The following is a 22,412-nucleotide window of genomic DNA, read 5'->3' on the forward strand; positions in this document are numbered from 1 at the left end:
TACAGACCTTTGAACTGAAGTAACTATGAATTACTCCGTCTACTTAGAGCGGAGTAATTCTTTCTTAATAGATTGCAAAAACAGAATGCGATCGCAGTAATTCTCATTAATTAAGAACTAATTTTTTGAAAGCCTACCTAGAAATAGGTGGGCTTTCAAAAAATTAGTTCTATTGTTTTCAGTGCCAAAGGCACTGAAAACAACTAATTGATCATAAAAATTAAAAACCTGTGGCGCAATCTACGAGCGCGCCACAGGTTTTTAATTATGCATAGCTAATTAAGTGATTGACAAATGCTCATGTCTTTTGAGATGATTGATGATTGTGAGATTTTATTGAGCAGCAAGACTCTTGGCTAATGTAATTGTTATTGGGGCACAGTGGGGTGATGAAGGTAAAGGCAAAATCACCGATTTGCTGAGCCGCTCCGCAGATGTCGTTGTCCGCTATCAAGGCGGTAATAATGCAGGACATACGGTCGTCGTCGGCGATCGCACCTTTAAGCTACACCTGATTCCTTCGGGAATCCTGTATCCCAAAACGGAATGCATCATTGCCAGTGGCACAGTGATCGATCCGAAGGTGCTTCTTGAAGAAGTGGATCGACTCAAAGATTTGGGTATATCGACGGAAAACCTATTTATTGCTGAAACCGCCCATGTCACCATGCCGTACCACCGTGTGCTGGATCGCGCATCAGAGGATCAGCGAGCCGAACACAGAATTGGCACAACAGGGCGTGGCATCGGACCAACCTACGCTGACAAATCCGAGCGGGTTGGCATTCGTGTAATTGATTTAATGGACGAAAAACGCCTAGCGAAAAAGCTACGTTGGGCGATCGAGCAGAAAAACATTGTTTTACAAAAGCTTTATAATTTAGAACCACTCGATGCTGACGCGATTATTGAAGAATATCGCGGTTATGCTGAGCGTCTACGCCCCCATGTGGTTGATGCATCCCTCAAGATTGATGCCGCCATTCGTGAGCGCCGCAATATTTTGTTTGAAGGTGCACAGGGCACATTGCTAGATCTTGATCATGGCACATATCCCTATGTAACTTCATCCAATCCCGTAGCTGGCGGTGCTTGCATCGGTGCAGGTGTGGGACCAACCTCCATCGATCGCGTGATCGGTGTTGCCAAAGCATACACAACTCGTGTTGGTGAAGGACCATTCCCCACCGAGCTACATGATGCAATTGGTGAGCAGATTGGTCAGCGTGGAGCCGAGTTTGGCACAACTACAGGACGTAAGCGCCGTTGTGGTTGGTTTGATGGTGTCATCGGTCGTTATGCCGTTCGCATTAATGGACTCGACTGTCTAGCAGTTACCAAACTTGATGTCCTCGACGATCTCGATGAAATCAAGGTATGTACTGCCTACGAACTCGATGGCAAGGTCGTTCGCGACTTCCCCAGCGATGCCCGTGCCTTTGCTAGAGCGATTCCCATCTACGAAACCTTACCAGGTTGGAAGCGATCGACTAGTGAATGCAAAACCGTTGAGGAGCTACCCACAGAAGCTAAGGAATATCTCAAGTTCCTTGCTGATTTGACGGGGACTCCGATCGCGATCATCTCTTTAGGCGCAAGCCGAGGACAAACTATTATCGTTGAAGATCCAATTCATGGACCTAAGCGTGGTTTGTTGAGAAATTAAAACTAAGCAATCATAAATTACCAAAATGCAATTACAAATTAACGCCTCTACCCGTACTCTATCTAACAACCGCGCCCTGCGCCGCAACGGTCAAGTTCCTGCAACCGTATATGGACATAAGGGTGCTGATTCGATCTCGATCACTTTAGATGCTAAGGAAGCAACCACTTTGTTACGTGAAGCAACGATTAATAACACATTGATCGAAGTAAATGTAACTGATGGCGACTTTAAAGGCAAAACACTATTGCGTGAAGTCCAAAATCATCCTTACAAAAATGATATCTATCACCTCAGCTTTTTTGCGATCGAGTCGCAATCGAAGATTGAAGTAGATATTCCTCTCCACTTTGTTGGTGTACCTGTTGGCGTAAAAGTTGGTGGTGGTTCCGTTGATACCATCAAAAACTATGTACGTGTATCTTGCGCTCCTAATAATGTCCCTGAAAGCTTTGAGCTAGATATTACTCCTCTCGAAATCGGTAAGGGTATTCACGTTAGCGAAATTCCTTATCCCGAAGGCGTTAAGCCTGTAACCGAAGGTACTGCTCTTGTAGTTACTATTCTCAAGAAGTAAAATCGCAAAGCAATTTGCGTATAAAAAAGGGGCGCTTTGCGCCCCTTTTTTATACCAAAATAATATGCCGATCGCGATCAACTTTGAGCCAACCTTCATCCTGTAGAAGCTTCATCGCTCGAGTAACAGTGACGCGGGTACTGCTAATGGCACTAGCCAGATGTTGGTGGGTGAGTCGAACCGTTAACCGAGTGCCACCATCAACGGCTACACCCACTTCTTGTTTTAGCAAAAGTAGGATTTGGCGTAGACGCTCCTCCACCCGTTTATTACTGACTAGGGCAAGTAAAGCTTCGGTTTGCTGAAGGCGACGATTGAGATGTTGCAAAATTCCTTGATAAAGTTGTGGCGATTGTTCTAGTTCGGTAAGTGTGAATCGCATCAAGTCAACATCTGAGAGGGCGATCGCCTGATATGGCTCCAGATGGGTCAGGGGTAAACCAAAGGGCATGGCTTGCACTGCAAAGCCTACCAGTACTTCATCACCTGAGGGATGAAGGGTATTAAGTTGCACCACTCCACGGCAAACCACCCATACTTCATGGGAATACATGGGAATGATTTGTCCACTTTTGTAAGTGTGCATGGTGCGACCACGATAAATTTCTTCGAGCGATCGCCGCCAATCAATTACAGAAGTTGTGGAATTAAGATCGAAATTAGAGAACGTATATGTCATATCAGCGTGAGGTACACATTAAGTATCCTATGTGTTTCTCAACACCATCGGGTTAAGGTCAGTTTATTAAATTGATAAATTCTTCTTAAATACATATTTTGAAGATTTACAACTTATAAAACTCATATTATTGAGATACTTACTAAAAGTTGCATCCATCACAGGTCATAGATTCATGACAATCATAAAAACCATAAAGATAGAGGCGTTGCTTAGCAACGCCTCTATCTTTATGGTTTTTATTTAATAACTTCGTTGCGATCGCTGTCTCGCCAAGGGGTTTCGGTAAAACTAGGGCTAGGCGATTTGGGCAATCCCCATTTAGCAACTAAATTTTGGAGGACATGATCTTGCGATCGGTGAAAGTCATCGATATTGCCTTCTCCCCGATTGATCAGAGAAAACCAAATTACCCCATGCTGCTGGGTTTGCACTACACCTGCTAAGGCACTGACATCGGATAGGGTTCCTGTTTTGACGATCGCCCATCTAGGCATTTTGCGCCCCTCGATCGTGCCACAGTTGCAATTACTCATCGGAAAGAGATCGGCAAGGGTCAACCCTTCGACTTGAGCACGATTATGCACTGCCATCAAAATGGCAACAATTGCACGAGGGGAAATTTGATTTGCCTGTCCTAGTCCCGAACCGTTAACCAGTCTGATTTCTGATAGTGGCATATCCGTCGCATTAGCTGCGATCGCCGCTACTTGTTGACCACCACCCAATTGCGAAGCCAACATCTCCGCCATCTCATTATTGCTAAAGGTATTCATGCGTTTGAGGATTTGCCACAGAGGTAGTGACGCATGACGAATTAATAACCTAGTCGTATTGCTAGCACTGGAGTATGCCCCAATTCGTACATTACCAAGAATCACTAATTGCGGCTTAGCTGTGCCCACAGGCATGGTGGCATATTGCTCTGCAACCTCTCCTTCCCATTGGCTACTGTCAAAGGCGAGACGCAAAAAGTTAGCCACTTTGGATGAATCGGTTTCAAAATTCATGGCAAATCTACCTGTAATGATTAGATTGCCTTGAATGCGTTTAATGCCAAGTTTATTGAGTTTATTGCCAAGAGCGATCGCTTCTTCCCATACAAAAAATGGATCGCCGCCGCCTTCAATAATCAAGTCTCCCTTGAGCGTATCGCCCACCAGATTACCCGTGGTGCTGATATTGGTAATAAAGCGATAATTTGATCCCCATGTTTGCAATGAGGCAAGTGTCGTTACAATTTTGGTGAGCGATGCTGAGGGTAAGGGGCGATTTGATAAATATCCTGAAACGATCGCGCCATCATGGGACTGAATCCATGCACCTTGATCGGGATTAGTTAATCCTACTTGTTTGAGTTCATTGAGCATTCCTGCGATCGCCTGTTTCGCTACAGGGTCAGGTGTGGTGCTTGCACTTACGTCTGATGCTAAGACAGGACGAGTAGCATAGCTCATGAGTGAGTTTGGTACTGTAGCGACTGCACGACCATCAAGAGCTTGGGTCGAAACAGACAACAACAAAGCGCCAACTAAACTCCACATAGTCATAAAGAAAACCAAAATTAGATTTGTACAGATGCTGGTGTTGCCAACCATAAGGGACTTGCTATTAAGTCCCTGTGGCTTCGACTCCGCTCAGCCAACGTTAGCTTCGACTCCGCTCAGCTAACGTTGGTAGGACATTTTTTACCCGCAAGAGCCTCAGCACAAATATTCTAATCAAACATGGCGCTTTCCAGTTGTTGGATCGCAATTTCTAAGTCGTCATTAACTATGGTGATGTCAAACTCATTTGCCGCCGCGATTTCCAGTTTTGCATGGTGCAATCTCTTCGTAATCTGCTCATCGCTATCGGTGCTGCGTTGACGTAGGCGACTTTCTAGAATTTCCATAGATGGTGGGGCAATAAAAATCCGCTTGGCACTAGGAAAGGACTGGGCAACCTGTCTTGCGCCTGCCAACTCAATTTCTAAGAGAACAACTTGACCATCAGCGATCGCCTGATCAATGGCTTGTCGAGGCGTGCCATAGAGATTGCCTGCATACTCAGCCCATTCTAGGAATTCACCCGAGTCGCGCTTTTGTTCAAACTCATCCCGACTCCAAAAAAAATACTCTCGACCATGTTCTTCTCCTGCACGAGGCGATCGCGTAGTTGCCGAGATCGAAAAGAGAATGCGATCGGGATAGCGTTCTAGTAATTTTTGTAAGATTGTCCCTTTACCGACCCCACTTGGTCCTGTAACAACAATTAGTCTGCCTGCGCCTACTTTACCTTCGCTCAAGTTTCGTAAATTCCTGTAATGTTTAGCTCAATTTTTGCTACTTATACCATGAGAACAAATGGTTTATAAGAATACGCCTCTTAGGGACGTACTCTTACAAACCATTTAAGATTGTTTAATCCGTTGCACCTTCTTTGCTAATCACAAAGCGATTGGCAACGGTTTCAGGTTGAATTGCGGATAAAACGACATGACTAGAATCGGTGACAATAACGGCTCTAGTACGCCTACCATAAGTAGCATCAACCAACTTACCATGTTCACGAGCGTCGCTAATAATACGCTTAATAGGGGCAGATTCGGGACTAACGATCGCCACAACTCGGTTTGCTGAAACAATGTTGCCAAAGCCAATGTTGATGAGCTTAATATCCATAGTTTTATCGACCTAAAATCGATTTAGAGTTGATGTAGCTTCATTTTTGCAAGTATTATTGCATTGTCCTACAAAAATCAACCAGCTACGATATATTTTGTCATGTATAGCAATCTTAAATAATCGATGAAACCAATGTCAGCAGGGGAAATTTCAGAGATTACTTAGGGTTCCTATAGCTACTATACAAGGGGTAAAAAACTCAAGAGTATATACCTTAGTAGAATCTTCATTCTAAAAGCCAACTTTCTTAAATTTATATATAGAGAAATAACATCCATTGACATCTCTAAACTAAACTCAAAATTCTATAGCTTCTGTGCAAATGGTTCAGTTCTTATAGCAATTTTCATTTTGCAATAGGCTCAATGAAAAGTCAAAACTCTTACTGAGATTGATGTTTTGTTTGTAAATGAGTATGCACTTATTTGCAAACCGCTATAGTTCATCATCGCGAGGATGCTACAGAGCTTTTGTAATTTTAGAAAGAAAGATTATGTCAGATGCGATCGCCCAATCTGTGATTAGGAATGTAGTGATTATTGGTTCAGGACCTGCTGGGTACACGGCAGCAATCTATGCAGGACGTGCCAATCTTAGTCCAATGGTATTTGAAGGATTTCAAAAAAGGGGCATCCCTGGGGGACAGTTAATGACGACAACGGAAGTGGAAAACTTTCCGGGGTTTCCTAATGGGATTATGGGGCCACAGTTAATGATGCATATGAAGGAGCAAGCCGTAAATTGTGGTGCAGAGTTAATAATGGAAGATGTGGTTGCTGTTGATTTTAGTGAACGCCCTTTTACAATTACTTCAACATCCCATTCTGTCCAAGCTCACAGTGTCATCATTGCCACAGGGGCAACTGCGAAACGACTCCATTTACCTAGCGAAGAACAATATTGGAATCGCGGGATTTCGGCATGTGCAGTCTGTGATGGTGCGGCTCCTATTTTTCGAGGTGTGGAACTAGCGGTAGTTGGTGGTGGTGATACGGCAGTTGAGGAAGCTGTTTTCTTAACTAAATATGGCTCGAAGGTACATTTGTTGGTGCGAAGCGATCGCCTGAGAGCAAGCAAGGTAATGCAACAACGGATATTCAATCACCCTAAAATTGCTGTGCATTGGCATTCTCTTCCCATTGATGTCTATGGGGAAGGTATTGTGCAGGGAGTCAAGATTCGTGACACTATCACCAATGCAGAGCGTGATTTAGCCGTGGGTGGACTGTTTTATGCGATCGGGCATACTCCCAATACTGAATTATTTGCAGGACAGATAGAACTTGATGCGACAGGTTATATCGTGACGAAAGGGAAATCCACAGCCACAAATATTGAAGGTGTTTATGCCTGTGGTGATGTCCAAGATCATGAATATCGCCAAGCAGTTACAGCGGCGGGAACAGGATGTATGGCAGCCTTAGAAGCTGAACGTTGGCTTTCAGCAAAAATACCATTTTAAACATCAAAGCGGCTCAAAGAGCCGCTTTGATGTTTATAGATGTAAGTGCTGAATTACGGTGTTGACATCTTTATCACCACGACCAGAGCAGTTAATGATGATGCGCTGATCGGGTGTTAGTTGTGGGCAGAGAGTTTCGAGATAGGCGATCGCATGGGATGTTTCCAAAGCGGGAATAATTCCTTCCAAACGTGAGAGACGTTGGAAAGCATCGAGAGCTTCTTGATCGGTGACGCTGTAATATTCAGCACGACCAAGATCCTTGAGATAACTATGCTCAGGACCAACTCCAGGATAATCTAAGCCAGCACTAATGGAATGGGCTTCTTGGACTTGACCTTGCTCATCTTGAAGTAGATAGCTCATTGCTCCATGGAGGACACCCACGCGCCCAAGGGTTAAAGTTGCTGCATGGAATTCCGTATTTGTCCCCTTACCTGCGGCTTCGACACCGATGAGGCGCACAGATGGTTCATCCACAAATTCATGGAATAGTCCCATCGCATTAGACCCACCACCGACACAGGCAAGCAGAATGTCTGGTAAGCCGCCCCATTTTTCTTGGCTCTGGCGACGACTCTCTTTGCCAATTACCGCATGGAAATCACGCACAATCATCGGATAGGGATGGGGACCAGCTACGGAACCAAGAATGTAATGGGTATCGACAACATTCGTTACCCAGTCGCGAATTGCCTCAGAGGTAGCATCCTTGAGTGTGCCAGTACCTGCTTCAACAGGACGGACTTCTGCACCCATGAGCTTCATACGGAAGACATTCAGGGCTTGGCGCTCCATATCCTGCACGCCCATATAAATCACGCATTGCAAACCAAATCTAGCGCAAACCGTGGCTGTAGCGACCCCATGTTGTCCTGCACCTGTCTCGGCAATAACGCGCTTTTTGCCCATACGGATCGCAAGGAGAACTTGAGCTAGGGCATTGTTAATTTTATGTGCGCCTGTGTGGTTGAGATCTTCTCGCTTCAGGTAAATCTGTGCCGTGCCATAGTGCTGTGTCAATCTCTCCGCAAAGTATAGAGGGCTTGGTCTACCCACATAGTCCCGCAAGTAGCCATCTAGCTCGTTGTTAAAGTCTGGATCGTTTTTGTAATGATAAAAGGCAGTTTCTAGCTCAGTAAGAGCACTCATGAGGGTTTCGGGGACATATTTGCCACCAAAGATGCCAAACCGTCCTAATGCGTCGGGACGATTGGTAAGTGTAGGCGTTGTTTTAGGAGCGATCGGCGTTGTGGTCATTGCGGTGAGTCTTGACTGATGAGTTAGCTACTATTAAATCTTGATTGGTGCGCTTATGGCACTGTAGCTAGGATAACAAAATAGTTAAGATCCCGAAATGATGGTTTGAGCGATCGCTTAACTAGATCTTCACTTTTAGGTATGTGCTCGTGTTGCTAATAACTCTGCATAGGGAGTTTCGTGGAGATGGGCTTTGCCAACGGAGCCAAACAGGTTGAGCTTGTCGATGATTACTTCCTGCATGGCAGCGATCGCTTCCCCTGCGATTTCTAATAAATCCTTAGGACTATCACCGCAAATTTCTAACTTGAGCGACTGCATATAGGCTTGGCGCACTTCCGTATTGACATTAAATTTACATACTCCCAATTGAATCGATCGCTCAATCATCTCCTTGGGTAAACCCGAAGCACCATGTAAAACTAAGGGAATATCCACCAGACTACGAATCTTTTCCAGACGAGCAAAATCTAGACGGGGTGGACTTTTATATTCACCATGAACATTACCAATGGTGACAGCTAAAGCATCAACCTTAGTTTGCTGCACAAATTCTAAAGCTTGAAGTGGATCGGTCATCTTTGCTTCTTTCTCAGCGATGGTGAGTCCATCTTCAGTACCACTGATTCTGCCAATTTCTGCTTCAACGATCGCATGGAACTTATGAGAGATTGCAGTCATGTCCCTAGTGAATCTCAAGTTTTCTTTGTAGGGCATGGGTGAACCATCTGCCATGATTGATCGCACGCCAGCATCGAGGGCTAAGCGAATATCCGCCGCCGAAGTACTGTGATCAAGATGGATCGAGATGGGCACATTTGCTGACTTTGCTGCCTCAATGCACATTCTCACTAAGGGAAGTTTGCCATACTTGAGCGCACTAGGATGTAATTGCAACATGGCAGGACTACGACTAATTTCCGCAGCATTGACCACAGCTTTTACGCCTTCTAAGTTATAGACATTAAATGCGCCGATCGCATAGGCATTACGACGCGCAGTTTCTAGAAGTTCCCTAGTTGAACTCAACATGATGGCTTGTGATTAAATTGTGCTTAAAAATGAACTCAAGATAATCATATAGCCTTTACAGCGCTTTGCGCTGACGTTAAAATTTTGAAAGCGGCGCGAAGCGCCGCTTTCAAAAATCTGCTGTAGTGATACCAATATTAATCGGGATGATAGGATTTGAACCTACGACCCTCGCGTCCCGAACGCGATGCGCTACCAAGCTGCGCTACATCCCGAACTTAAGGCTCATTGAGCTAAAAGAATCAGAATAGGTATTGCTTCGCAATACCTATTCTGATTTTAGAGTAATTTTTGTAGCCAGTGAATTACCAGAGCATTGACAATTTCAGGGCGATCGTCGTGGGGGCAATGTCCTGTATTGGGAATAGGAATGAGTTGAATATCTTTGGTTTTACTTGCTTCTTGATAGACCTTTGCGCCATTGATCGGAGTCCAAGGATCGGCATCACCCCACAGTACTAGTAAGGGCTTTTCGATCTTGGCTAAAAGATCGGAAGTGCGAGGCCCCGCAGGAGCGGTGAGAATGGAGGCAAAGACCTTTTGTGCGCCTTCATCACAGGATGGTTGATAGAGCATATCGACTAAGTCATCATCGATCGCTTGATGATTGCGATAGACCTGACGGAGGGAATTGCGAATATTCCGCTTTTGGCGCACTTGGTTAAATACAAACTTGCCTGTGACTTCGGAGCTAACTAACTTGGCAAAGGCTCCCATCACTAAGCGCAGAGGCAAATTCAATTCTTCAGGACGATGATTTAGACCACCTGCGGCATTAAGCAGAACTGCGCCGATCGCAATTTCGGGAGAATTCGCCGCTAACATCAGAGCCAGCAATGCACCAATGGAATTACCGATGAAGATCGCAGGGCGTTGGACGAGTTCTTGATGAAAGTCGCGCAGTAGTTCTTCCCAAAGTTCGAGGGAATAATCGAGGGCAGGTTTTGCGGAAGCGCCAAAGCCTAAGAGGTCGAGGGCAAATACTTGATAGCCAGCTTCCGCCCATGCGGGAATATTCTTTTTCCAGTGACCGATGGACGCGCCAAAGCCATGAATCAACACTAGAGGTGTACCTGAACCCGTGACGGAATATTGGATTTGATGTCCTTGCCATGTCCATGTTGACAATGAGCTGTGGAGGCGATCGCGAGTTTCGATATTTTCGGTAATTAACATTGCAGTAATTATGGGGTTAGATAAAAGGGGACTTTTATCCCAAAGTGGCTATAGGCAAAGAGATTATAGCAAATGAGCCATTAATTCTTTATCCAGCTAAAGACCTAAGACTCTCGCAGATAAAAAATGTCCCACCAAAGTTATCTAGCTTCGACTCCGCTCAGCTAACGTTGGCTGAGCGGAGTCGAAGCCACAGATACTTTAAATTAATGGTAAGTCCCTAAAAGCTTGTGTCATCTGCTGTGCAGGCGGGACAAAACTAGATCGGTTAAAATTTGGATAGATCAATCTCTACCCACATAAACTTCATGGTTTTATTGCAGCCCTTAACCACCGCATCACCACAATCCTCTGAATTAACGGGAGTTGCCCAGAAATTTACGGCTTTGCGATCGCAATTGGCGAAACATAGACTTGATGCCTATTTTGTTCCTTCGGCGGATGAGCATCTCAATGAGTACTTGCCCGAAGCGAAACAGCGTCGTCAGTGGATTAGTGGTTTTACGGGTTCGGCTGGAGATTTTTTAATCGGTACTGCCCAAGCTTGGGTCTTTGTCGATCCGCGCTATTACGAGCAGGCGGATATGCAGGTGGATGCAACGTTGCAAAAGGTCTGCAAAGTGGGATTGGAAGATCATCAGACCGTGGAAGAAGTTCTCGAAGAATTGGGAGGCAATGCCGCGAAGCAAGAGAAAACCTTTCGCCTTGGCATCGATCCCTTTACGATTACTATTTCCCAATATCGTCGCTTTGCCGATCGCTTAAATGCTAGTGGTGTCGAAATCGTGCCGATCCTCGAAAATTTGGTGGATACGGTGCGATCGCAAAGTCCTTGGGCGGAGAGTGAGCCTATACCTGCCTTTGGCGATCAACCGATTATTGCTTTGCCTGATCAGATTACAGGTGAGAGTTTAACCAAGAAATTAGAACGGGTGCGTGAGGCTTTAGGGAAAAAGAAGGCGGCGATTTTACCTGTCACCAAGCTGGATCAGATTGCATGGCTCTACAATTTGCGCGGTCGTGATGTCGAGTGCAATCCTGTATTTATTAGCTATGCGATCGTCACTTTGACCGATGCTTATCTCTTTACCAATACTTCGCGCCTTGATGAGGCGGTGCGACAATCCCTTGCGGGGCAAGTGCAGATCCTTGACTATGAGCAATATTTACCAACATTGCGATCGCTAGCGGCGGATCATCAACCTGTGTTAATAGCCGCATCGCAAACCACATACGGTACATATTTGCAACTGAAGGCAGTCAAGGCAAAAATCGTTGATGGCGATAATCCCATTGAGACTTTCAAATCCCATAAGAATCCTGTCGAGATCGCGCAGATGCAAAAAGCTAATCTCAAGGCTAGCTGGGCAAAGACCTTGACGATTAAATGGATCGAAGAACAGGTTGCCGCAGGTAATGTCATTAGTGAAAGGGATGTTGCTCACAAAATCGAAGGTTTATACAAGCAACAGGAAGGTTTTATTGACCTCAGTTTCCCGACGATCGCAGGGACGGGTGCGAATGGCTCGATTGTGCATTACAGTAACCCCAACCCAGCTTGTAAGTTGATCAATGGTGATTTGCTACTATTAGATTCGGGTTCACAGTTTTATGGTGGCACGACCGATGACACTCGCGCTATGAGCATTGGGGAACCGACTGCGGAACAACGCGATCGCTATACGGAGGTTCTCAAATCCCATATCAATTGCGCGATGCAGAGATTTCCTAAAGGCACGACAGGCAGTCAAATCGATGGTATTGCCCGTTCTTCTCTCTGGCAGAGTGGGCTGGATTATGGACATGGCACTGGGCATGGTGTAGGCGTATTCCTCAATGTCCATGAAGGACCTAATGGCATCAGTAAGCGCGTCAATCAATCCCTCGATCTCGGTACAATCAATAGCATTGAGCCGGGGTACTATCAACCGAAATGGGGTGGTATCCGTTTGGAGAATCTCTATTTTGTAAAGGAAGTTAAGCAGGAATCTCCGAAGTCCGAAGGTGATAATGCTAATAAAACGCCTTGGTATGAGTTTGAGTCTTTGACCTACATTCCCTTTGACAAAAAATTAATCGATCGCCACAAGCTCAATCCTCAACAAATTGCATGGCTAGAAAGTTACTATGCGGCGGTAATTGAGAAGCTCTCACCACTACTTACCGATGCAGAAAAATCTTGGTTGCAGGATGCTTGTCAGATATAAAAAAAGCGGCGCATTGCGCCGCTTTTTTTGTTTATTTTATGTAATTACCGTAGGCTGATCGCGTCCTGTGAGAACTTTGATCTGGGCAACTTGATCGGCGATTTCGATTAACTCTTTGAGAGCTTCTTGTGTATCTAGGGAATGCTTGGCAATATTTGGCTCATAGCTTTCGACATAGAGGCGGAGGGTTGCGCCTTGAGTGCCAGTACCCGATAGACGGAAAACGATCCGCGAGTCATCGGTAAAGCCAATTCTAATGCCTTGGTTATTGCTGACACTGCCATCGACAGGATCGGTATAGCTAAAATCATCGGCAAAGGCAACTTCGTAATTGCCAAATTTCTGACCCTTTAATTCTGCAAATTTACTGCGGAGATTATTAACAAGGGTATTGGCGCGATCGCTATCTACGCCTTCATAGTCATGGCGAGAATAGAAATTACGTCCGTAAAGTTGCCAATGTTCCTTGACGATCGCCTCGACCGATTGCTGACGCGCCGCCAGAACATTTAGCCAGAACAGCACTGCCCAGAGTCCATCCTTTTCGCGAACGTGATTAGAGCCAGTCCCAAAGCTTTCTTCACCGCAAAGGGTTGCCTTACCTGCATCGAGCAAATTACCGAAGAATTTCCAACCTGTCGGAGTTTCATAGCTCTCGATGCCAAGTCTAGCGGCAACGCGATCAGGGGCTTGGCTAGTGGGCATAGAACGGGCAATACCTGCGAGTCCACCCTTGTAAGCGGGGACATGGTGAGCATTGGCGGCGAGAATTGCTAAACTGTCGCTAGGGGTGACAAAGAATTTACGACCGAGGATCATATTGCGATCGCCATCGCCATCGGAAGCTGCGCCAAAGTCGGGAGCATTTTCGCCATAAAGCACTTCAACGAGATCATGGGCATAGACTAAGTTGGGGTCGGGATGTCCATCACCAAAGTCTTCGAGCGGTACGCAATTTTGCAAAGCACTGGCAGGTGCGCCTAAACGGTTAACGAGAATTTCTTGAGCATAGGGACCGGTTACCGCGTGCATTCCATCAAAGCGGAGGCTGAAATCTGGGGAGGCAAGTAATAATTTAATGCGATCGAAATCAAAGAGCGATTCCATCAATTCCGCATAATCAGCAACGGAGTCGATCACTTCCACCACCGTATCACCGAGTTTGGACTCACCTATGCGATCGAGATCGAGGTTGCTAGCTTCAAGGATTTTATATTCACTAATGCTCTTGGTGATGTCATAGATGGCATCAGTGATTTTTTCGGGTGCTGGTCCCCCATTGCCTGTGTTGTACTTGATACCGAAGTCGCCATCTTTGCCTGCGGGGTTATGGCTTGCGGAGAGGATAATCCCACCGAAGGCATTGTACTTACGAATGACACAGGAGGCAGCAGGTGTAGATAAAATGCCACCACGCCCAACCATGATTTTACCAAAACCATTGGCGGCTGCCATTTTGAGGATTACTTGGATGGCATGACGGTTGTAGTAGCGTCCATCACCGCCAACGACGAGAGTTTGTCCCGCAAATCCTTCGAGGCTATCAAATATGGATTGAACGAAATTTTCGAGATAGTTAGGCGTTTGGAAAACGGTAACTTTTTTTCTAAGTCCAGAAGTACCGGGCTTCTGGTCAGCAAATGGGGAAGTGGAAACGACTTTTATGCTCATTAAACTTGCAAGTTAACTATGCTCTAAACAAACGCAAAAATGCCCATACTTTTAGGCTTGCTTTAATTTTAAGAGGCATTGGTTAGCTAGGCACAAACAAATTAAAAGACAAGCAACGCTTAGAAAGCCTTGTTAGGTAAACAAGGGGCTTAAGTCCCTTGTTTACCTAAAGGAAGGATTCCCCGATCGCTATTCTTGCACCATTCACAAAATCCCAACCCGATTGCAGTTTCTTTCCCGCAGGTTGCACTTCTTTAATGAGTAATAGACCTTTACCAGTTTGCAAAACAAAACCTTTGCCTTTACGAATTTCGGCAACTTTCCCAATATTCTCGAAATTGTCCTCACCTTCCACAACTTCCGATTTCGCAATCTTTAATCTCTGTCCACGAAAATCTGTATAGCAATTGGGATAGAAAGCACGAATGCGATTATGTAAAGCGATCGCCTCTTTGCTCCAATCTAGTTCCCAATCCTCACGCCCAATCATTGGTGAATAGCAGGACAAAGCATCATCTTGAGGTTCAGGCTTGATCGTATCTAAACTTCGTAAAGTCTCAATTAATAAATCTGCACCTAAATTCGCTAATTTCGTACTTAAAGTATCCGTATTATCTTCAGGCAAAATTTCTAACTCCGCCTTGAGTAGCATCGCGCCTGTATCAATACCTGCATCCATTTGCATGGTTGTAATCCCAGTAATGCTTTCTCCATTAGCGATCGCCCATTGGATCGGCGCAGCACCACGATATTTTGGCAGTAATGAGCCATGCACATTGATACAGCCATACTTAGGCATATTCAAAATCTTTTGCGAGAGAATCTGCCCGTAAGCAACCACCACAAATACATCGGCATTAATAGCGGCTAGTTCCTCAAGTACCTGTTTATCCTTTTTCAGGCGATCGGGTTGCCAGATTTGGAGGTTGGGATTTTTAGCGATCGCCGCAGCTTTGACAGGTGGCGGCGTAACTTGACTCCCACGACCACGCCTAGTATCTGGTTGGGAGACTACGCCCACAACCTCAAAATCTGGTTCTGACAACAGTTTCTCTAATGTGGGAACGGCAAAATCAGGAGTTCCAAAAAATACAACACGCATAGTTAATGAGCCATAGTAAATGAGCGATCGTGTAACCTATTTCTAGACGACTTTCTAGACGACATTTTCCAATTCTTCCATTAAATCTGCGATCGCACTAAGAGCATTTTTTAAATGAGTGGCGATCGCGGTGGCAATCTCTTCGGGTTCGGTCATTTCATCTTCAGGATCGTCGCTAGTATCGCGGAGCCATGCAATATCGAGGTTGTCATTGCGATCGCTAATTTGCTCGCGGGTAAAGCAACGGAAGCGCCCTTCTTCGCCTTGGTCGATGCGCGGGGATTTACCATAGGGGTCGTCACCAAAGGCGGCTTCAAATTCGGCAAAATCGGCAAGTGTCAGTTGGCGAGTTTTGCCGAAGGTGTTGGTATTGGCTCGCATATCGTATACCCAAACAGCTTTGGTGTTGCCGCGATCGCTTTTGCCTCTTGTAAAAAACAGCACATTGGTTTTCACGCCTTGGGCATAAAAGATGCCTGTGGGCAATCGCAAAATTGTATGCAGATCGCAGAGATTCATTAATTCCTGTCTTAACTTTCTGCCTGTGTTGTCTTCAAAGAGAACGTTATCGGGTAAGACTACGGCTGCTCTGCCATTGGTTTTGAGGGCGCGATAGATATGCTCGACGAAGGCAAGTTGTTTATTGGAAGTTTCGGCGGTGATGGAGAAGTCAGAACGAGTGGGACGACCGCCGCCTTTTTTTGTGCCGAAGGGTGGATTGGTGAGGATCACATCGGCTTTGCCCAAGGTTTCGCCATCGGGGGATAGACTATCACCGCAATCAACAGCGCTTTCGATGCCATGCAATAGCAAATTCATCAAACAGAGGCGGTGCGTATCTGGTACTAGTTCTAAACCGCGAAAAGCTTTCTGGATTTGAAAATCTTGGGCTTTAGCATCTAGGGCATAGAGTTCATTGGTTTGTTCTTTGATGTAGCGATCGGCGGCGACTAAGAAGCCTGCTGTACCTGCGGCAGGATCTTGGATGATTTCCCCTGCTTGGGGTTTAATCAGACGCACGATCGCATCAATTAGAGGACGGGGCGTAAAGTATTGACCTGCCCCTGATTTCTTTTCGGCAGCATTTTTTTCTAATAAGCCTTCATAGAGATTGCCTAAACCTTCCTCACGGGCTGAGAACCAATCTAGGGAATCGATCGCATCGGTTAGGGATTTGAGATTGGTGGGTTTGCGTAGTTTAGTTTGAGCATCGGTAAAAATCGCCAATACCGCAGGGTCATTTACTTTCTGGGCTGAACCTAAATCGAGCAATAGCTGTTTGTAAAATTCTAATTGTTCTAAACCTTCACGACCATCGAGATCTTGCCAGCGATAGTTTTCAGGAAGGCGGCTTTCTTTGCCTGTTTCTGCCAACATTTTTAGGAATAGCAGATAGGTTAATTCGGTGACATATTCGTTATAGGTAATGCCATCGTCACGCAGAATATTGCAGAGATTCCAGAGTTTAGCGACTATATCGCGGGTGGCGTTCCCACTAGAATTACCGCTATTGTTGCTATTGTTCGCATTCAAGCTTGCTTTTGCCACAGTTCCTCGTTGATATCGCCTAAAATCGTTTCTAATTGTCCATCAAAAGCGCGATTAATGTTTTTAAATCCGCCATCCCGTTGAAAGTTGCCCTGATCCAGTGCTTCGCGATCGACGACGACTTCTTTAATGATCTGATCTCGAATGCGCTCTAACCATTTACGTTGGATATCTGTCCATTGTCGCCTATTTAGAATCCGCCTGATTGCGTCTCTGACACGATCTTCGTAGGGCATTAAAGGATCGCCGATCGCCGCCTGACGGATAAAACCAATAATCGAAGCGGCGATATCTTCATTTTTGGTATCGCGCCATGCTTGTTGTAAATAAGCCTCGGAATAGCCCTTTTGATCGAGTTCACGGCGCAACTCTCGCAACTGGGCGCGGGTCAACTCGCGGGGACGTTGTAACACCACGGTGAGGGCGGCGATTTGATTGACATTGTTGCGGACATAATCGGTAAAGCTGTCTAAAAAATCTTGCGGCTTCTTGCCTTCACCATAGCCACGGGCGATCGCAATAACTTGATCGTGATGATCAGAGATGGGAATCCACGTACCTTCATAATCGGGCTTCCATTCCCAGATCTTGCCAAGATAGGGACGCGATCGCACCCATTCCACCATTTCGGTTGTGGTCATGGTTTTAAATGTAGCAAGACTACGGTTGGGCGGTTCACCGCTTTGGGTTTCGTAATTTTCCTTTGCTCGATCGCTCATTTTGGTGAGCCGTTGGCGCATTTTGACCAGAATTTGATCGCGAATTTGGTTTTGATGTTGTGGATCGCCAACCTGTAGCAATTCATCAAAGAGTTGCTCTAAGGTGATTTTGGGATTAACGACAACGGGCTTCATGTCGCTGACCGCTTCCATATTTTTGTAAATATCTACAGCGTCATAGATTTTGAATACCTGTTTATTGATTTCATCACAGCGCCGCGTGGCTCTGCCGAGCATTTGTTCGTAGAGAATACGGCTATTGATACGGCGCAAAAAGACGAGGTTACAGATTTTGGGAACATCGATGCCTGTGGTGAGTAGGTCAACGGTAACAGCAATGCGCGGTAAGGAATCATTACGGAAAGACCGAATTTTGGCTTGAACCCCATCGACTGAGCCTGTTAATTTTTGAATCGCATCATTTTCTAGTTCTTCATAACGACCTTGCATGGCGCGTTTGAGTTCAGTGACGATAATATCGGCATGGCGATCGTTAGCGGCAAAGATCAGGGTTTTCTCTTCGATTAAGGGGTCAATTCTGGCGGCGAGTTCGAGGGCGATCGCCCGATTAAATGGCTCAGTAATTACCTGTTTATTAAATTTTTCGACATCAAAATTTAGCTCGTCGGGAGTGTTGCTGAGATCGATCGCCCCTGTGACAGTGTTGTAAAGAGCGACTTCTTCATTGGCTTGAAACTTAATCCCTGTCTCACTGAGTTTGGTGCGGATCTGGATCGGTGGCTCATGGTCAATGAGAATGCCATCAATGACGGCATCACGGTAACTATATTTGTAAATCGGTTCACCGAAGATTTCTTTGGTATGTAAAGCGGGTGTAGCAGTTAAGCCGATCTTGACGGCATCGAAATGTTCTAAGACTCGGCGATATTTGGAGATGTAATCATCTTGGTTACGGAAGCTTAACTCAGCGTCGGACATTTCGCGATCAAGTAAATAGCCACGATGACATTCATCAATGAGAATCAAATCATATTGATCAATGGGTGGAATATCGCCATTTTCTTTGGCATAGAGTACGCGCTTGACTAAGCCTTGAATCGTGCAGATATGGACTTTGGTTTCTGATTCAGGATCGATGTCTTTTAAGCCTTTTAAGCCAAAAATATCGGTGAAGGTTTTAGTGGTAACTACTTTGGTGGTGCTAAACTCATCGGCGGTTTGGCTGCCGAGGGCGCTGCGATCGACGACAAAGCAGACACGGCGAAAGCGTTTAGTGGAGAGTAAACGGTACAAAAGGGCGATCGCTAATTTAGTTTTGCCTGTGCCTGTTGCCATCGCCACTAGCATCGATCGCTGATCTTGTTCGAGACATTCTTCGATCTTCTCAATGGCAGCGCGTTGGTGTGGATAGAGGTTGAATCCAAAGTTGAAGCTAGTATTTTTTAATTTCTCATGGGCAGTTTCCCGATCCATTGTCAATAAGGCTTCTAGCCCATCGGGAGTGTAGAAGTCGATCAGCGCTCGGCTGTGATTGGTAGATTTGCGAATATCGCGAAACCAGATGCCGCTTTCGGTTTCCAATTGTTTGAGATAGCCGCGCCCATTGGTGGCGAATACAAAAGGAACTTCCGCCCTCACCCTAAATCCCTCTCCCAAGGAGGGAGAGGGACTTTGAGATTGCTCCCCCTCGCCCTTAATGGGAGAGGGGGCTGGGGGGTGAGGGCTATACCCCTTTGCATACCGTTCCGCCTGAGCGATCGCTCCTGCCACATTTTTGCGCCGCCTCTTGGCTTCGATCATGGCGACACAGCGTAAACCGATGAATAGGGCATAGTCGGCAATACCGTCACTAGTGGGATATTCAGAGATGGCGATGTTTTTGCCTTTGGTGGGGCGAATGCCTTGACTGTAGCGCAGGTTTTGGCTGTCCACTTCCCAACCGCGATCGCGTAATTTTTGATCGATAATCTGACGGGTTTGGTCTTCATCGAGATCGATATTTTGAGCCGCGATTTCCGATCGCTTGACGATTTCGGCGGTTTGTTTGGGCGTGACGGCGTGATTGGTGATTTGTTGAGATAGCTTTTGTTCTGTCTCGATCGCTATCTGTTCCCATAGTTGCTTTTCTGCTAGAGCTTGACGGGCTTTTTCTTCCGCAGACATGAGGGCGATCGCTTTTTGTTCGGCTTCGAGGCGCGATCGCTCAGCGGCGGACTGGGTTGCCGTGACGATCTCTTGCAGTCTTGCAATTTCGGCTTGTAGATCGGCAGTGGCATCGATGGGTAAGGCGGGGGGAATGAATGCGCCAGCTTTAAAATTTTTGTCCTTAAAGGTGCGATGAAACCAGATTCCTAAATGTCGAGCGTTTTTGAGGAGGGTGAGGGCTTCTTGGCGATCGATGTTACGAGAGTTATGGACTGCCTTATTGCCTGAGATGCGAATGGAATGGAAGAGGTCAGCGACTTCGCTGGAAAGGATGCCTTCTAGTTTTAATCTTTTGAGGAGTTCGGCTTGGGCTTCGTCTGGTGCTTGGTATAGCCCTGTGTTGGCGGCGATCAGTTTGGCGAGGCGTTCGGCATATTGACGCAGTTTGATGATGCAGGTGTTGCTGTCGTCATGGAAAAATTGTTCAGCTAGGGCGGCGAGTTTGACGATTTGTGGGTCATGTTGGCGCAAAAATCCAAAGTTAGCTGATTGTATTTCCATTTGGTTTTTCCTTGTAGTGACTATCTTTTGTAGTGGCTTTTACAAGCAGCTATTAAAATTTCAGTATCGCTAACTTGGTAGATTAGTCTATGTTCATCTGTAATCCGTCTTGACCAGAAACCGCTTAGTTCATATTTGAGTGGGTCTGGTTTGCCTATTCCTAATAAGTATGGATACGCTCAATGTCTTTGATTCGTTCAGCAATCTTGTTGTAAATCTTGCGATCGCTTTTTGCCCATTCATTAAAGTCTTCAAAGGCAACTGCTTCAAATAAAATACGTCTTTTCATGGAAGGCTATCCCAGCTAACCTCGACCAGATTTTCACGATTTTTGATGTTTTCTACGGATGTGAGTAACCTTGCGCGATCGCTAGGATTGGCTAATAAAAATTGCGTCTCGTCTTGTTCATAAACCAGAATTTCTATTTCTTTGCCTTGAAATGCGGCTTTCAGACTTTCGATAAATCTAATGTCTAGTTCGTTGGCATTAAGCCGATAGCTAACTTGCATTTGCTCTTCCTCCTATCCAAAGATTTCATGATTATAGCTTTGAAATTAGATTTGCAAAACATGATATCGCTGTAGGGGCATAGCATTCCCGCCACAATCTCTAATTTCTGAGATCCTCTACATTGGGTAATGCTTTGCCCAAGCCTAGTGTTCACGGCAGAAGTGTAAAACTTGCACAGTGATTGGGTCTAAACATTCTGAAATCTCTTTGATCGATGGTGAGGACGGTTTGAATGTCTAATCTTTCTGCGATCGCCATAACGCTAGCATCAACGAAGTCAATATAACTATCTGCATATTTAGCTAATATTTCGGCGATTCTGGGAATGTCTGAATCTATGAGTGGAATAACAGTAAACCGACTATTGGGGATTCCTTATAAGAAACTGACTACTGTTGATATGCCTACATCTCGACCAACTAGATAAGCAGTTTCGACTAAGGCAGGTTGCGGGAGAAGGATCTGCGATCGCTGAAGATAAATGGGTAAGACATATCCTGATGTCTTGTGTCTGATCGATTGAGTAAAGCGACTACAAATCCTGTATCTGCGATGACGGTTTCCATGTCCATCCTGAGTTGGTTTGAATGTTTTGATTTAATATTTCTTCAGATTGAGTTGCAAGGTTAGGAGATCCAGCAAATAATCCAATTAAAGGGTCTTCTTTTACTGCTTGAGCAGTTTGGCGATCGCTTTGATTTTTTTGATGACAAAATATTAGAAATTCAACAAATTGAGAAATTTGCTGTATGTCTATGTCGTCAAGTTGATCGATGTGCTGTTTCAATAATTCGCGGTTAGTCATTGTTTTTCTCCTATTTCCTAGTTTTAATTTTTCCTTTTTCCTTTTTCCTTTTTACTTGTTCCAACAGTACCGATGCTGGCTCATCATTAGGATCTTGCGGCACAAGTTCACCCCGAAATGCTTTCGCTAATGTCGCCTGTTCCAATCTGTCACAAAGTTTCGCCGCTTTTTGATATTCCTGCTCCATTATGTCTATCTTCTCAAACATCTTCTCAACCCGCCGAACGATTTCTTGTTGTTCTAATTCTGATGGAACAGGTATAGGTAGTTTATATAAGCCAACTTGATTTATTTTCGGTAAAACAGTTCGTCCTTGATGTTCAACAGCAAGATTATTGAAGTCTTCGGAGATTAGCCAATACAATAAATACTTTGAGTTGCAACGTGCATTTATTGGGTACATATCAGCACTACATACACCTTCAAAATCAACTATAACGGCTTTACGAAGATAAGGACGAATCTTTGAATAGATGATTTGACCACTAAAAAAGCGATGCTTTGCGCTAATAACCTTATCTTCTCTTACTGTTTTAAATGGCAGTAAGCGGAAGGTATCAATTCAATATGATTAGGCGATATGGGGGAGATCCATAACTTCTGAAGGTTGAACTAGATTACTAGCTATTTCAGCAATGTCTTTTATTTGCTTCCAACTCCAATC

At 45.2% G+C, this 22,412-nt stretch carries 17 protein-coding genes, 1 tRNA gene and 2 pseudogenes; 4 read left to right on the forward strand and 16 right to left on the reverse strand.

Features of this window, described 5'->3' with window-relative positions; all coding sequences use genetic code 11:
• The first annotated feature begins 352 nt into the window (after positions 1 to 352).
• Positions 353 to 1,666 carry an adenylosuccinate synthase gene (locus HC246_RS16815; RefSeq protein WP_169364385.1) on the forward strand — a complete coding sequence of 438 codons (1,314 nt, stop codon included), beginning with the start codon at positions 353 to 355 and terminating at the stop codon, positions 1,664 to 1,666.
• Positions 1,667 to 1,691: 25 nt separating this feature from the next.
• Positions 1,692 to 2,243 (forward strand): 50S ribosomal protein L25/general stress protein Ctc, encoded by a 552-nt coding sequence (locus tag HC246_RS16820; RefSeq protein ID WP_169364386.1) that lies wholly within the window; start codon positions 1,692 to 1,694, stop codon positions 2,241 to 2,243.
• Positions 2,244 to 2,292: 49 nt separating this feature from the next.
• Here the strand turns inward: HC246_RS16820 and HC246_RS16825 are convergent, their stop codons facing one another.
• From HC246_RS16825 to remA, 4 genes are all read right to left on the reverse strand, one after another.
• Positions 2,293 to 2,922, reverse strand: coding sequence for a Crp/Fnr family transcriptional regulator (locus HC246_RS16825; protein WP_169364387.1), 630 nt, complete (start codon positions 2,920 to 2,922; stop codon positions 2,293 to 2,295).
• Positions 2,923 to 3,161: 239 nt separating this feature from the next.
• The gene (locus HC246_RS16830) at positions 3,162 to 4,472 is read right to left on the reverse strand and encodes a D-alanyl-D-alanine carboxypeptidase (RefSeq protein ID WP_169364388.1); all 1,311 of its coding nucleotides are present in this window, start codon (positions 4,470 to 4,472) and stop codon (positions 3,162 to 3,164) included.
• A gap of 167 nt (positions 4,473 to 4,639) precedes the next feature.
• Positions 4,640 to 5,209: a guanylate kinase gene (gene gmk, locus HC246_RS16835; protein ID WP_169364389.1), complete on the reverse strand. Its 570-nt coding sequence runs from the start codon at positions 5,207 to 5,209 to the stop codon at positions 4,640 to 4,642.
• Between the two features lie 115 nt (positions 5,210 to 5,324).
• Positions 5,325 to 5,585, reverse strand: a complete 261-nt coding sequence (gene remA, locus HC246_RS16840; RefSeq protein WP_009629073.1) for an extracellular matrix/biofilm regulator RemA — start codon at positions 5,583 to 5,585, stop codon at positions 5,325 to 5,327.
• Positions 5,586 to 6,093: 508 nt separating this feature from the next.
• Here remA and trxB point away from each other — a divergent pair.
• Positions 6,094 to 7,035: pseudogene (trxB, locus tag HC246_RS16845) on the forward strand (thioredoxin-disulfide reductase); the annotation flags it as partial.
• 48 nt (positions 7,036 to 7,083) lie between these two features.
• Here the strand turns inward: trxB and trpB are convergent.
• The 4 genes from trpB to HC246_RS16865 form a co-directional block, all read right to left on the reverse strand.
• On the reverse strand, positions 7,084 to 8,310 hold the full coding sequence (gene trpB / locus HC246_RS16850; protein WP_169364390.1) for a tryptophan synthase subunit beta: 1,227 nt from the start codon (positions 8,308 to 8,310) through the stop codon (positions 7,084 to 7,086).
• 135 nt (positions 8,311 to 8,445) lie between these two features.
• On the reverse strand, positions 8,446 to 9,342 hold the full coding sequence (locus HC246_RS16855) for a class II fructose-bisphosphate aldolase (protein WP_169364391.1): 897 nt from the start codon (positions 9,340 to 9,342) through the stop codon (positions 8,446 to 8,448).
• 141 nt (positions 9,343 to 9,483) lie between these two features.
• Positions 9,484 to 9,557 (reverse strand) — tRNA-Pro (locus HC246_RS16860).
• Positions 9,558 to 9,621: 64 nt separating this feature from the next.
• The gene (locus HC246_RS16865) at positions 9,622 to 10,518 is read right to left on the reverse strand and encodes an alpha/beta fold hydrolase (RefSeq protein WP_169364392.1); all 897 of its coding nucleotides are present in this window, start codon (positions 10,516 to 10,518) and stop codon (positions 9,622 to 9,624) included.
• Between the two features lie 308 nt (positions 10,519 to 10,826).
• Between HC246_RS16865 and HC246_RS16870 the strand changes: the two genes are divergently transcribed.
• Positions 10,827 to 12,725: an aminopeptidase P family N-terminal domain-containing protein gene (locus tag HC246_RS16870; RefSeq protein WP_169364393.1), complete on the forward strand. Its 1,899-nt coding sequence runs from the start codon at positions 10,827 to 10,829 to the stop codon at positions 12,723 to 12,725.
• 36 nt (positions 12,726 to 12,761) lie between these two features.
• Here the strand turns inward: HC246_RS16870 and HC246_RS16875 are convergent, their stop codons facing one another.
• From HC246_RS16875 to HC246_RS16910, 8 genes and pseudogenes are all read right to left on the reverse strand, one after another.
• Positions 12,762 to 14,396 (reverse strand): alpha-D-glucose phosphate-specific phosphoglucomutase, encoded by a 1,635-nt coding sequence (locus HC246_RS16875; protein ID WP_169364394.1) that lies wholly within the window; start codon positions 14,394 to 14,396, stop codon positions 12,762 to 12,764.
• Between the two features lie 166 nt (positions 14,397 to 14,562).
• A complete protein-coding gene (fmt, locus tag HC246_RS16880; protein ID WP_169364395.1) occupies positions 14,563 to 15,498 on the reverse strand; it encodes a methionyl-tRNA formyltransferase in 936 nt (311 codons plus the stop codon).
• Between the two features lie 54 nt (positions 15,499 to 15,552).
• Positions 15,553 to 17,046 carry a class I SAM-dependent DNA methyltransferase gene (locus tag HC246_RS16885; RefSeq protein WP_318655952.1) on the reverse strand — a complete coding sequence of 498 codons (1,494 nt, stop codon included), beginning with the start codon at positions 17,044 to 17,046 and terminating at the stop codon, positions 15,553 to 15,555.
• Positions 17,028 to 20,432, reverse strand: a complete 3,405-nt coding sequence (gene hsdR, locus HC246_RS16890; RefSeq protein WP_169364396.1) for a type I restriction-modification system endonuclease — start codon at positions 20,430 to 20,432, stop codon at positions 17,028 to 17,030. Before hsdR ends, HC246_RS16885 begins: the two co-directional genes overlap by 19 nt.
• A gap of 20 nt (positions 20,433 to 20,452) precedes the next feature.
• Positions 20,453 to 20,721: pseudogene (locus tag HC246_RS26990) on the reverse strand (Txe/YoeB family addiction module toxin).
• The gene (locus HC246_RS16900) at positions 20,718 to 20,942 is read right to left on the reverse strand and encodes a hypothetical protein (RefSeq protein WP_169364397.1); all 225 of its coding nucleotides are present in this window, start codon (positions 20,940 to 20,942) and stop codon (positions 20,718 to 20,720) included. The pseudogene HC246_RS26990 and the gene HC246_RS16900 overlap by 4 nt, the downstream one beginning before the upstream one ends.
• A 533-nt stretch (positions 20,943 to 21,475) precedes the next feature.
• The gene (locus tag HC246_RS16905; RefSeq protein WP_211167733.1) at positions 21,476 to 21,748 is read right to left on the reverse strand and encodes a hypothetical protein; all 273 of its coding nucleotides are present in this window, start codon (positions 21,746 to 21,748) and stop codon (positions 21,476 to 21,478) included.
• 10 nt (positions 21,749 to 21,758) lie between these two features.
• The gene (locus tag HC246_RS16910) at positions 21,759 to 22,310 is read right to left on the reverse strand and encodes a restriction endonuclease subunit S (protein WP_169364645.1); all 552 of its coding nucleotides are present in this window, start codon (positions 22,308 to 22,310) and stop codon (positions 21,759 to 21,761) included.
• Between the last annotated feature and the right edge of the window lie 102 nt (positions 22,311 to 22,412).

The sequence above is a fragment of the Pseudanabaena yagii GIHE-NHR1 genome (assembly GCF_012863495.1).
Lineage (GTDB): Bacteria > Cyanobacteriota > Cyanobacteriia > Pseudanabaenales > Pseudanabaenaceae > Pseudanabaena > Pseudanabaena yagii.

Bases quoted from the DNA above. Each gene is read 5' to 3' on its own strand.
- HC246_RS16905 (WP_211167733.1), bottom strand. From the start codon at position 21,748: ATGACTAACCGCGAATTATTGAAACAGCACATCGATCAACTTGACGAC.
- HC246_RS16820 (WP_169364386.1), top strand. From the start codon at position 1,692: ATGCAATTACAAATTAACGCCTCTACCCGTACTCTATCTAACAACCGC.
- HC246_RS16875 (WP_169364394.1), bottom strand. From the start codon at position 14,396: ATGAGCATAAAAGTCGTTTCCACTTCCCCATTTGCTGACCAGAAGCCC.
- hsdR (WP_169364396.1), bottom strand. From the start codon at position 20,432: ATGGAAATACAATCAGCTAACTTTGGATTTTTGCGCCAACATGACCCA.
- remA (WP_009629073.1), bottom strand. From the start codon at position 5,585: ATGGATATTAAGCTCATCAACATTGGCTTTGGCAACATTGTTTCAGCA.
- HC246_RS16865 (WP_169364392.1), bottom strand. From the start codon at position 10,518: ATGTTAATTACCGAAAATATCGAAACTCGCGATCGCCTCCACAGCTCA.
- HC246_RS16900 (WP_169364397.1), bottom strand. From the start codon at position 20,942: ATGCAAGTTAGCTATCGGCTTAATGCCAACGAACTAGACATTAGATTT.
- HC246_RS16855 (WP_169364391.1), bottom strand. From the start codon at position 9,342: ATGTTGAGTTCAACTAGGGAACTTCTAGAAACTGCGCGTCGTAATGCC.
- fmt (WP_169364395.1), bottom strand. From the start codon at position 15,498: ATGCGTGTTGTATTTTTTGGAACTCCTGATTTTGCCGTTCCCACATTA.
- trpB (WP_169364390.1), bottom strand. From the start codon at position 8,310: ATGACCACAACGCCGATCGCTCCTAAAACAACGCCTACACTTACCAAT.
- HC246_RS16825 (WP_169364387.1), bottom strand. From the start codon at position 2,922: ATGACATATACGTTCTCTAATTTCGATCTTAATTCCACAACTTCTGTA.
- HC246_RS16870 (WP_169364393.1), top strand. From the start codon at position 10,827: ATGGTTTTATTGCAGCCCTTAACCACCGCATCACCACAATCCTCTGAA.
- HC246_RS16830 (WP_169364388.1), bottom strand. From the start codon at position 4,472: ATGACTATGTGGAGTTTAGTTGGCGCTTTGTTGTTGTCTGTTTCGACC.